This window comes from Oceanobacillus caeni (assembly GCF_042678465.1).
GTDB lineage: Bacteria > Bacillota > Bacilli > Bacillales > Amphibacillaceae > Oceanobacillus > Oceanobacillus caeni.
Genome location: NZ_JBHTKV010000029.1, coordinates 21848 through 32881 on the forward strand (window position 1 = coordinate 21848; position 11034 = coordinate 32881).

General features: G+C 36.9%; 7 protein-coding genes and 16 tRNA genes. 21 read left to right on the top strand and 2 right to left on the bottom strand.

What is annotated here, in order from left to right:
* Window positions 1–28: 28 nt before the first annotated feature.
* Window positions 29–676, bottom strand: a complete 648-nt coding sequence (locus ACFQ18_RS15455; protein WP_047184024.1) for a YjbE family putative metal transport protein — start codon at window positions 674–676, stop codon at window positions 29–31.
* Window positions 677–860: 184 nt separating this feature from the next.
* On the opposite strand from ACFQ18_RS15455, the gene ACFQ18_RS15460 reads away from it, so the two are divergent.
* Window positions 861–1550, top strand: coding sequence for an NUDIX hydrolase (locus ACFQ18_RS15460; RefSeq protein WP_145523987.1), 690 nt, complete (start codon window positions 861–863; stop codon window positions 1548–1550).
* On the opposite strand, the gene ACFQ18_RS15465 is transcribed toward ACFQ18_RS15460, so the two are convergent.
* On the bottom strand, window positions 1518–2360 hold the full coding sequence (locus ACFQ18_RS15465; RefSeq protein ID WP_047184026.1) for an MBL fold metallo-hydrolase: 843 nt from the start codon (window positions 2358–2360) through the stop codon (window positions 1518–1520). The genes ACFQ18_RS15460 and ACFQ18_RS15465 overlap by 33 nt on opposite strands.
* Window positions 2361–2547: 187 nt before the next feature.
* On the opposite strand from ACFQ18_RS15465, the gene ACFQ18_RS15470 reads away from it, so the two are divergent.
* The 20 genes from ACFQ18_RS15470 (at window position 2548) to ACFQ18_RS15565 (ending at window position 11031) form a co-directional block, all read left to right on the top strand.
* Window positions 2548–5745: a DEAD/DEAH box helicase gene (locus tag ACFQ18_RS15470; RefSeq protein WP_204798596.1), complete on the top strand. Its 3198-nt coding sequence runs from the start codon at window positions 2548–2550 to the stop codon at window positions 5743–5745.
* A 49-nt stretch (window positions 5746–5794) separates the two neighbouring features.
* A complete protein-coding gene (locus ACFQ18_RS15475; RefSeq protein ID WP_068677526.1) occupies window positions 5795–5935 on the top strand; it encodes a YpzI family protein in 141 nt (46 codons plus the stop codon).
* A 122-nt stretch (window positions 5936–6057) separates the two neighbouring features.
* A complete protein-coding gene (locus ACFQ18_RS15480; protein WP_145543036.1) occupies window positions 6058–8607 on the top strand; it encodes a tetratricopeptide repeat protein in 2550 nt (849 codons plus the stop codon).
* A gap of 128 nt (window positions 8608–8735) precedes the next feature.
* Window positions 8736–9056 carry a hypothetical protein gene (locus tag ACFQ18_RS15485; RefSeq protein WP_047184028.1) on the top strand — a complete coding sequence of 107 codons (321 nt, stop codon included), beginning with the start codon at window positions 8736–8738 and terminating at the stop codon, window positions 9054–9056.
* Between the two features lie 247 nt (window positions 9057–9303).
* Window positions 9304–9378, top strand: a tRNA-Asn gene (locus tag ACFQ18_RS15490).
* Window positions 9379–9382: 4 nt separating this feature from the next.
* A tRNA-Ser gene (locus ACFQ18_RS15495) sits at window positions 9383–9473 on the top strand.
* A 10-nt stretch (window positions 9474–9483) separates the two neighbouring features.
* Window positions 9484–9555, top strand: a tRNA-Glu gene (locus ACFQ18_RS15500).
* 74 nt (window positions 9556–9629) lie between these two features.
* A tRNA-Val gene (locus ACFQ18_RS15505) sits at window positions 9630–9705 on the top strand.
* Between the two features lie 30 nt (window positions 9706–9735).
* Window positions 9736–9812: transfer RNA gene (locus ACFQ18_RS15510), tRNA-Met, on the top strand.
* A 75-nt stretch (window positions 9813–9887) separates the two neighbouring features.
* Window positions 9888–9964, top strand: a tRNA-Asp gene (locus tag ACFQ18_RS15515).
* Between the two features lie 16 nt (window positions 9965–9980).
* A tRNA-Ser gene (locus ACFQ18_RS15520) sits at window positions 9981–10073 on the top strand.
* Between the two features lie 12 nt (window positions 10074–10085).
* Window positions 10086–10158 (top strand) — tRNA-Phe (locus tag ACFQ18_RS15525).
* A gap of 17 nt (window positions 10159–10175) precedes the next feature.
* A tRNA-Trp gene (locus ACFQ18_RS15530) sits at window positions 10176–10249 on the top strand.
* A gap of 10 nt (window positions 10250–10259) precedes the next feature.
* A tRNA-His gene (locus ACFQ18_RS15535) sits at window positions 10260–10335 on the top strand.
* Window positions 10336–10359: 24 nt separating this feature from the next.
* Window positions 10360–10431: transfer RNA gene (locus ACFQ18_RS15540), tRNA-Gln, on the top strand.
* Window positions 10432–10437: 6 nt separating this feature from the next.
* A tRNA-Pro gene (locus tag ACFQ18_RS15545) sits at window positions 10438–10514 on the top strand.
* A gap of 15 nt (window positions 10515–10529) precedes the next feature.
* Window positions 10530–10602 (top strand) — tRNA-Ala (locus tag ACFQ18_RS15550).
* 10 nt (window positions 10603–10612) lie between these two features.
* Window positions 10613–10686 (top strand) — tRNA-Met (locus tag ACFQ18_RS15555).
* Window positions 10687–10696: 10 nt separating this feature from the next.
* Window positions 10697–10773, top strand: a tRNA-Ile gene (locus ACFQ18_RS15560).
* A 184-nt stretch (window positions 10774–10957) separates the two neighbouring features.
* A tRNA-Gly gene (locus tag ACFQ18_RS15565) sits at window positions 10958–11031 on the top strand.
* Window positions 11032–11034 lie beyond the last annotated feature (3 nt).

Here is an 11034-nt window from a genome sequence, read left to right on the forward strand (position 1 = left end):
CCCTTTAGAACAGAGGAGTGGATTTTGTTTAGACTTGTTTTCGCTTGATTGCCCCTATGATGATCACGATGACCGTAAGACCAATTAAAAAGAAAAGGGAAAGGACGTTATTGGTTTGAAAGATGGCCCGTACCATTTCTTCTTTTATAATCATTTCTCCGCCAGTCCAAGCGAGTAGGGCAGCTCCAATGAATACTACAATGGGGAACTTTTGAATAAGCTTTAAAATAAGTTCGCTCGCTGTTAGTATGATAGGAATGCTTAGAATAATTCCAGCAATAATTAGTAGTAAATTACTGTCAGCAATTGCAGCAATAGCTAGTACATTATCTAAACTCATGATAACATCTACAAAAATGATAATCGAGATGGCCTCCTGCAAGGAATTTCCGCTTTTTATTTGATCGGTTTCATGTGAATCTACCATTAGTTTATAGGCAATAAAAAGTAAAAGTATTCCACCAATCAATTGAATAAATGGCATCTCCAATAAGTGTATCATTAAGAAAACAAATAATGTCCTTAAAGAAATGGCACCTAATGTACCCCATTGAATGGCTCTCCCTTGAAGTTCTTTGGGAAGATTTCGACTAGCCATCGCAATGACGAGGGCATTATCTCCGCTTAGAAGGATATTAATAAACAGAATTTCTAAGATTGGTTGAATAAATTCCATGTTTTGCCCCCCTTGATTTCAAGCTTAACAAGACGAAGCTTGTCCATTGGTCTATAATTAAAAATTATGAGTAGATTAATTTGAAAAGAACTTTTTTTGATTGATATCTTGAAAAAAACTAAAAAGGGATTTCACATAATATGTGGAATGTATTAACTAGGTATATCTTTTAAGGAGGACGTTTATGGTTGCAATACCAAAACCAGCATCTACGGTAGTTTTAATGGATAATGAATCGAGGATCTATTTAACGAAAAGACCGAAGACGATGAAGTTTATGGGCGGATTTTATGTGTTTCCTGGTGGTGGAATGGACGATGCGGATCAACTTGTAAATGAGAAATATGTGAAGAGTGAATCTAAAAATGATTCTCTTACTATGGGTCATTACATAGCCGCTGCTAGAGAGCTGTTTGAAGAAGTCGGGATTTTGTTAGGGAATAAAGAAGATGGATCACCTGTAATTTTATCAAAGAAAAAGGAACTAATTTATCGAAATCAATTAGTAAACAGAGAAATAACATTTGGTGAGATTTTAGAGAGGGAAGAAATATTTTTTCATTTAAAATGTTTATCGTATATTGGTCAATTGGTTACCCCTAGTCAAAGTCATATCCGCTTTGATACTCGCTTCTTCTTAGTGATGCTTCCTCAAGGACAACAGCCTCATCCGGACCGTTCCGAAATAGATGATGCATTTTGGATTGCCCCTGAAGAAGCACTTGACTTATTTGAAAATAAAAAATTAAAACTATCCGCACCAACCATTCTAACGCTTGAAGCCGTAATAAAATACCTAAATGGTGAGAAACTTCATATATCTGCTTCCGAAATTGATTTATTAAAAATGAGGAGAAACATAACTGGATTTTGATTCATCATATTGAATCAAATCCTCTTTTAAAAGTTTATCAAGATGTGCTTCTATCGTTTTCTGTGCAACTGGGAAAACACTAGGATGAATACGATCTTGATAAATTATCTCTGTCAATTCTTTTGAAGTGATTTGTTGATGTTTTTCCAATAAAGTTAATAATTGTTGTTCACGGTGTAACCTACGCTGGATGACAAAATCAATATGTTCATGTGGTTGGTGTACCCATTTACCATGACCTGGACCAATTTTTTCTATTTTTAAATTCCTTAATCGCTGAAGGGTTTGCAAATAATCTTTCATATCTCCATCGGGTGCTCCAATCCATGTGGTTCCTTCTGCAACAATATTATCTCCAGCAATAAGAATTTGTTCTGATGGTATATAAAGACTCACATGCCCTAACGTGTGACCTGGTGTATGCATCACGATGATTTCTTCCCCATCCACCTTTATGGAGTCCTCGTCTTCTATAAGAGTTATTTCTTCCCATGGAGAAATGGCGGATAATACTTGTTCCTCTTCTTTTTCATGACAAAGTATAGTTGGCATCCAATGAATTAACATGCGTACTCCCGGTGCATGGTCTTGGTGAGCATGAGTTAGAACAATTCGTTTTGGTCTCGCAAGTCCATGTTTATTGATTTCCCATTCTAATAATTTTCTCGTATCCTCTGTATCGTAACCCGCATCCACTAAAATAGATTCTTCTTCATTTCCAATGAGATAGGAGTTCGTTGTAGTATGCGGCAATAAAGTCGGGGTTGGAATCGGAATGCGGATTACTTTGATATTGCTTTTTCTTTTCACTAGATCCGTCCTTTCAACAAATTCAATACATCTTTCTATTTCAGTATAATATGATGTGTGTGGAATTTTAAGACTTTTTTTTAAAGTGTAGCTTTAAGCTTGATAAGATGAATCGTATTTCTAATACTAGCAGCAATTTTTCGTTCATGATACATTGGTATAAAAACCTTCAGAAAGGAGCAACCACATGCAACTAAAATTACAATCAAGGAAAATCAAAGAGCGATGTGGTACAGTGTCCTTTAGAAAAGGGGAGGCGTTTTTTCGGAACCGAAAAGTATTGATCGACGAAGAATCGAAAAACGAGGTTAAAGCTACAGTAGAGGGTGTAGAGGATTTTCACGTTATTGTTCGTAAAGAAAATGGACAAATCCATGCGACTTGTAGCTGCCCTACCTTATCTTCTTTCCAGAAAGATTGTCAACACATTGCGGCAGTGTTGATTGCTTTGCAATATAATGAAAACCATAAAGAATCGCAAAAGAATGAAATACAGTCAGACATTTCAGATGAAATAATAAAAATATTTCAAGATAATCCAAAAATGAAGAGTGGTACTCAGAACTATTTTGAAAATAGAATTGAAATCTTCCCGACGTTTTTTTGTAAAGCTGTTCGAGGAGATCTTAATTATGACATGTTCGCAATGGAGATTTCCATTGAATCTACAAAAATTAAAGATATTCGTGAATTTCTGGACAAAATGAAAAGAGGGGAGTCCTATTTCGTTTCACAACAATTTACTTACAATCCGACAAAATATTGTTTTGATAAAGATTCGGACATGATTTTGCAACATCTCATTCGGGTGATGGATGACGAAAAAATATATCGGCGTGCATTACCGAGTAATAACGAGAGTAATCTTCCCAAACACCAAATTTTCATTCCAGTCTCCTTATGGGATACCCTTGTCCCACTATTGGATAGTTTGAATCATGTCACATTGGAATACAATCAGCAACATTTTCTTGGGTTACATCAATCTGATGAATTGCCTCCACTCGTATTTGAATTTGGTGATGAAGTAAATGGATTTTCCTTAAAAATCAGTGGGTTACAGAAAGTGAAACTCATGACAAAATATAATACGGTTTTATATCAAGGAAGGGTTATTCGAATAAATTCCATAGATATGGAACGGTTGGCAGAGCTTGAGAGAATGCTAGAGTACTCTAATACGGATAAAATCCTCATTGGCCCTAACAAAATCTCATACTATATGGAAAAGTTGGTTCCTGTTTTAAGGAAATTAGGTGAAGTTCACTTATCTGGGTCCATTACAGACCACATTGAAAAGAATCCACTAAAAGCAAAATTGTATTTAGATCGTTTAAAAAAACGATTATTGGTGGGGTTAGAATTTCATTATAATCATGTTGTCATTAATCCATTAGAGAAACATGAGAAGCAAATTGGTACGGTCATTATAAGGGACACGGAGAAAGAACAAGAAATACTTCAGCTCCTGGAAGAGGAAGGCCGATTAAATCAAACAGAGAGCGGATATTATCTTCATAATGAAGAATTAGAATATCAATTTTTGTACCATGTATTACCGAAATTACAAAAACTAACCCAAGTTTATGCAACTACAGCAGTAAGAAATCGAATTTTTCGTAAAAACTGGAAGCCAAAAATTAAAGTTAAACATCGTAAAGAAAGGACGAATTGGCTTCATTTTACTTTTGATATGGATGGAATTCCACAGAGTGAAATAAAAGATGTATTAGAAGCATTGGAAGACAAACGAAAATACTACCGATTAAAAGACGGTACCTTGTTTTCTTTAGAAACGAAGGAAATGGAGGAAATCCAACGCTTTTTACGGCAAGCTCCGATTCAAGATGATGATCAATTAGAAAAAGGACTTGACGTTCCAATCGTTCAAGGTTTGCGACTTTTAGATACGGTAGAAAGTGATGATACCTTTTCCTACGAAGACTCGTTTCGTGATTTTTTACAGAGAATTAGTAATCCGGATCTAAATGAATATAACGTGCCAGAGAATCTCGCAGGAACATTGAGAAACTATCAGAAACAAGGATTTAAGTGGATGAAAACGATGGCGAATTTCGGTTTTGGTGGTATTTTGGCTGATGATATGGGACTTGGAAAAACGGTACAAAGCATTGCATACATTTTATCGGAACTCCCGGACATTCGAAAAAGGAAGTTTCCTGTACTAATTGTTTGTCCATCCTCTGTTACGTATAACTGGCTTTCTGAAATAATGAAGTTTTCCCTCGAACTAGAAGCAATTGTCGTTGATGGAAAGAAATCAGATCGAATGGAAATTTTTCATAAAAGAGATCAAGTAGATGTCCTCATAACGAGTTATCCATTATTGCGTAGTGATATCCGAATGTATGAGAAGGAAAAGTTCCATACCATCTTTTTTGATGAAGCACAAATGTTTAAAAATCCCCTAACACAAACCGCTCGTTCTGTAAAAAAACTAGAAGCTGACCATCGTTTTGCATTAACAGGAACCCCAATGGAGAATGCACTTGAGGAACTGTGGGCGATTTTTCATGTTGTTTTTCCGGATTTGTTTTTAGGGTTAAAGGATTATAGTAAATTAACAACAAAACAGATAGCAAGAAGGATTCGACCATTTATGTTACGAAGGGTAAAAGAAGATGTGTTAGACGAATTACCTGAGAAAAAGGAATCTGTACAGTTTTGTGAGTTATACCCGGAACAAAAATCATTATATGCAGCATATTTAGCAAAATTACGACATGATACATTTAAGCATTTAGATAAAGATACGATTCGAAAAAATAGGATTAAAATTCTTGCTGGAATTACTAGATTACGGCAAATTTGCTGTCATCCAGGATTATTTGTTCATAGATATGAGGGGAATTCTGCTAAATTTGATCTGCTTATGGAAATTGTAGCAGATGCAAAACAATCTGGAAGAAGGGTTTTAATTTTTTCTCAATATACAAAGATGTTAGAGCTTATTGGTAAAGAGTTCGTTACTCAAGAAATTCCTTATTTTTACTTAGATGGTCACACTCCCTCAAGCGAAAGAGTAGACTTATGTAATCATTTTAACAAGGGGGAGCGAGACTTTTTTCTAATTTCGTTAAAAGCGGGTGGAACGGGATTAAATTTAACAGGTGCGGATACGGTTATTTTTTATGATAGTTGGTGGAATCCTGCTGTAGAGGAACAAGCTGCTGACCGAGCACATCGTATGGGTCAACAGCATACGGTTCAAGTCTTGAAAATAATAGCCAAAGGAACCATTGAAGAAAAGATGAACGACCTACAGGAAAGAAAGCGTCATTTGATCGAAGAAGTAATTGATCCAGAAGATCGTATGTTGCAAACTTTAACCGATGAAGATATTCGTGACTTACTGAAAATATGAATAAATTATCCTTAAAAAACTCATGTTAACATGAGGAGGTGTTGTTCATATGGGTAGAGATCGTCAAGAAAAAAAGCTAAAGCAAAGCGGTAGAGTAGAATCGGACCGTGATGTGGGACTTCGTTATAAAGGTGCAACAAAAATGTCTAGTCCTGAAGAAGCAAGAAGATTAAATGATGGGCATAAGTAAAAAGGGTAAGTCTCTCATGAACACATGGGAGACTTTTTTCTATTCATAATTTTAGTTTCACTGAATACATATGGAAAAGGAGTTTATACGTTTCAATTATATCGATATAGCGAGGGATGAAGATGTCATTCGATCATCAATTAAAGACGAAATCCTACTACCAAACTTATATGCAGGAAAATGATGAAAAACAAGCATTACTAATTTTAGGGGAAAAATATGTCGCGGAAAGGCAAAAGGAAGTTTTTGATTTATCGGAAATCCGCTTTGCTCAAGGGGAAGTATATTATTTAAACAAGGATTATGAGGCAGCGATTTTCAAGTGGGAGAACGTGTCTGGTGAGTTACTTCCTTGGGCTCAAAAAAATATAGCCGATGCTCATTTGCAATTAGATTTTTTAGCTATTGCAGAAGAATATTATAAGGATATTCAAACCGACTCCGAGGTATTAAAAATGGAAATTTTATTGCAATTGTTTCTCCTTTACATCAGACGCGGTCGGCTGCTTGAGGCAAAAAATACGATTCGAAAGGCCTTGGATACAGATCCTGATTATCCAGGAGTAACCAAAAGAGCAAGAGCATTTTATGAGAAAGAGGAAAGTTGGCAGGATGCGTTATATCTAGCAGAAAAAGAAGCCATTCGTACAAAGTCTCTACATTGGTTTCGTGTATTGAAGACTTACGTGGAAAAAGGGCTCGTAAAGGATAAGGAACCAAATTATTTTCATCCTATATTAGCTGAAGTTTATACGGTTGATAAAGAGTGCTATGAACAGTTGGTTGTTGCGCTTTGGACGCATTATAAACAAACAAAGCAATATTTATCATGGCTGCTTGAAATGAGTAAACTATCTCCAAACATTGATCCGGGAGTGGAATATGAGTGGAGGCATTTACCAAACCTTTATAAAGAAACAATTACAGATATAACGAGTGGTGACTATACCGTTAAAGAAATATCTGAAATCGTTCCTAGCTTAATCCTTACTTGGTTTCGAATTGCTAAAGGTGAGGATGCAAAGCTTGCTGCATCAGCTGTAATAGCATGGGATGAAATGTATCCTTTTCATATGGATAGAATGGGCGTTGAAAAGGCTAAGAATTTATTGCTCCATCATTCTGCCGATTCAACCCAAATCTTATATAAAGCAGTGAAACTATTCGAATTAATGGTTAGATGGGCAAAAGAAAAGGGGATTGTTTTAGATTCACACTTAACGGAGAAAATGAAGCGACAATTGGATTTACAACATTATTTTGTTCTTTTAGGTGGAAATAAATCGTCTTTACTAAGTAAATGGAAATTAAACAAAACATCTAGTTCGTTACCGCCAATAGAAACAAAGAAAACGAATAATGGACTTATTCTTTGTCAAATGTCCATGTTGAAAAATAATGAGATAAATATATTGGAATCAGCTGGTCTTTTAGAACAATCCTTAGCCGATTTTGCAATATACATTGTCGAAAATGAAACGGATATTGATGAGGCTATGCATATACGAAAACAAGTGCCAGAAATCAATTTTCAATTTTTAATAAATAATGAATTCAAAGACGCGGATTTAACACAAAAGATAAAAATAAAGTTTTCAAATTCTAGTGTTGTGAGTCTCCCTCAAAAAAACAATGATCAATGGGCGGAAATTATGTCATCTATAAAATTACAAGATTTAAGGGTAGAAGAAGAAAGGGCAACTAAAACATTGTCGTTTCTGAAAAGGTTTCTTCGATTTTTATTAGATAAACAGAAGGAATTAGAGGATAACTTTCTAGATACAATTGGGAGAAACGAAGAAATGGTGGATAATTTATATGAAGCGATTCGCCAATTGAATGAATTGCAAAATGAAAAGATAGATATATTAAAAAATAATTATCGTTTTATCAAACATGAAATAAGAGAAAATATGTTAAAAGGAGTTTCTGAAATATTAAGGGGATGTGCGGATTTAGTTTCAAAAGATAGTGACTTTGAACAAATTCATGTAAAATTGAATGAGGAAATGAATCGAAGGGTAAATGATTATGTGAATGAAGATATTCTCCAAGTGTTTCATTTAGCAATGGATGAATGGATTAAAGAGAGTGAAAGGGAGCTTAAGGATTCGAAAAGCAGTTTAGATGAAATAAGGACTAATTTTAATCAAATGTTTGGGAAAGAGAAAGTAGTATTTGATTGCGATTTACGTGTACTAGATGACTGGGCTCGTGATGTAGACCGAATTTGCCACGGAAATATACAATTGGAAGAAGCCAATATAATCATGCGGTCAGGCTCTTCACAGTTTTTAATAAAAGGGGCAGGAAAAGTTTTTGGATCCATTCCACAAAAAAATAAACATCTCATTTTTAAGAAATATAGGGAATTTATAGAAACGAAAGATTATAGTGACATAGCCAAGTCGATAACGGATCGGTTTATGTTACAAGTTGATCTTTTTGAAAAATCCATCCAACGTGACGTAGAAATGTTTTTTAACAACGCCTTTAATAGTTTGGAGGCAGTTTTAAAAGAAGTGGAAAAGGACCTGACTGAAGAAAAACAATTATTATATGAAATGAGCAATAATCCAGAAATTTATCGAGATCCAATTGCAATGTTTGATTTCAACGTTCGTCAATTTCATATTTTGTACGGGGTTATTGAACCAGTACATGGATATTAATAGAATGAGCAAAACGAACACATTCGCTAAATGACGAGCAGATGTGTTCGTTTTCTAATGTGTCTTTACCTATGTTACAATTAAAGCATAAATAAATGCCTAGCGAAACGGTTAATAGGGGTGCGTGTATGGGGACATCAGATAAAGAACATATTCTCCAATCAATTCCTAATAGAGAAAAAGAAACCTATTATCGACTAACAAAGCTAAACATAAAGGAAAAACATTTGATGTGGGAATTAATTCGAAATACGAATATAGAAGGTGTTACTGTATATCGGGGTACAAAAGAAAATTTACATCATTTATTTTTATTACAATTAGTAACAACGAATCCGTTATATAAAACCAAGGGAGGAGAAATTAGTTTATTTATTCTTCGGGACACTCCATATCTACTTCGTTTACTGCGGAAAATAGCCAGAAGGGATAGGGAGGATAAAACATGATTCTCAGGTCGAAAGTTTAAAGGGTAATCATAGGATATTTAAATATTTTTACATTTTTTAATGAAATGTATTGACTTATTTCAAAAGTCGTTTTATCATAGATTTTGCTGTTGAAAAAAACTTTACATAAGCTAAACGAAAATATAATAATAAAAAGTGTTGACTGTTAAATCTGTTTATGCTAATGTTTATAAATGTCACATTTGGTTTTCTAGTGATGATTCATGAAAGATTACAGTCTAATTATTCCACAGTAGCTCAGTGGTAGAGCAATCGGCTGTTAACCGATCGGTCGTAGGTTCGAATCCTACCTGTGGAGCCATTACGGAGAAGTACTCAAGAGGCTGAAGAGGCGCCCCTGCTAAGGGTGTAGGTCGCGATAGCGGCGCGAGGGTTCAAATCCCTCCTTCTCCGCCATAGTTCCTATGGCCCGTTGGTCAAGCGGTTAAGACACCGCCCTTTCACGGCGGTAACACGGGTTCGAATCCCGTACGGGTCACTATTTTATTAAAAAAGACATGTTAAGTTCGTGACGTCCCATCGTAACTCATGCATTAGCACATCCTGTGCTTCGGAGGATTAGCTCAGCTGGGAGAGCACCTGCCTTACAAGCAGGGGGTCACAGGTTCGAGCCCTGTATCCTCCACCATTAACATCTAAATTCAATATTTATTCACATCGCGGGGTGGAGCAGTCTGGTAGCTCGTCGGGCTCATAACCCGAAGGTCGCAGGTTCAAATCCTGCCCCCGCAACCAAAAGTTTATTTATATTTTTATGAAAAAACTTAGTTATGAAAATAGTAATACGGTTAGTTTTTAAATTTCAGGAATGGTCCGGTAGTTCAGTTGGTTAGAATGCCTGCCTGTCACGCAGGAGGTCGCGGGTTCGAGTCCCGTCCGGACCGCCATTTATAAATTTATATTGGAGGTATACCCAAGTCTGGCTGAAGGGATCGGTCTTGAAAACCGACAGGCGGGTCAAACCGCGCGGGGGTTCGAATCCCTCTACCTCCTCCACTTATAAGAAATGGCTCGGTAGCTCAGTCGGTAGAGCAACGGACTGAAAATCCGTGTGTCGGCGGTTCGATTCCGTCCCGAGCCATCTCAAATGAATATTAAAGGGGTATAGTTTAATGGTAAAACTACGGTCTCCAAAACCGTCAATGTGGGTTCGATTCCTACTACCCCTGCCATATTCTAATGGCGGTCGTGGCGAAGGGGTTAACGCACCGGATTGTGGCTCCGGCACTCGTGGGTTCAATTCCCACCGGTCGCCCCATAATTTTAATATAATTTTAATGATTGGGCTATAGCCAAGCGGTAAGGCATCGGGTTTTGATCCCGTGTATCCTAGGTTCGAATCCTAGTAGCCCAGCTTATTCGGGAAGTAGCTCAGCTTGGTAGAGCACATGGTTTGGGACCATGGGGTCGCAGGTTCGAATCCTGTCTTCCCGACCACTAAATATATGTTTTGGGGCCTTAGCTCAGCTGGGAGAGCGCCTGCTTTGCACGCAGGAGGTCAGCGGTTCGATCCCGCTAGGCTCCATCTTTAATATGGCGGCGTAGCTCAGCTGGCGAGAGCGTACGGTTCATACCCGTGAGGTCGTGGGTTCGATCCCCTCCGCCGCTATTCATATTAAGGACCCTTAGCTCAGTTGGTTAGAGCTATCGGCTCATAACCGATCGGTCGCAGGTTCGAGTCCTGCAGGGTCCACCATTTCTATTAATATATCTTTTATAGTTTTGTGGGTGTAGTTAAATGGTATAACCTCAGCCACGAGCGACACTTCTACCGAATAATCTACGAGTTACCTCGAAGCATTGACTTCTTTGAATAGGCTTGTAGATGGAGAGGCATGTTGGTCGGGATTGAATCTAAAGTACAAATTTAATTAAATTTTGCGGGTGTAGTTAAATGGTATAACCTCAGCCTTCCAAGCTGATGTCGTGGGTTCGATTCCCATCACCCGCTCCATTA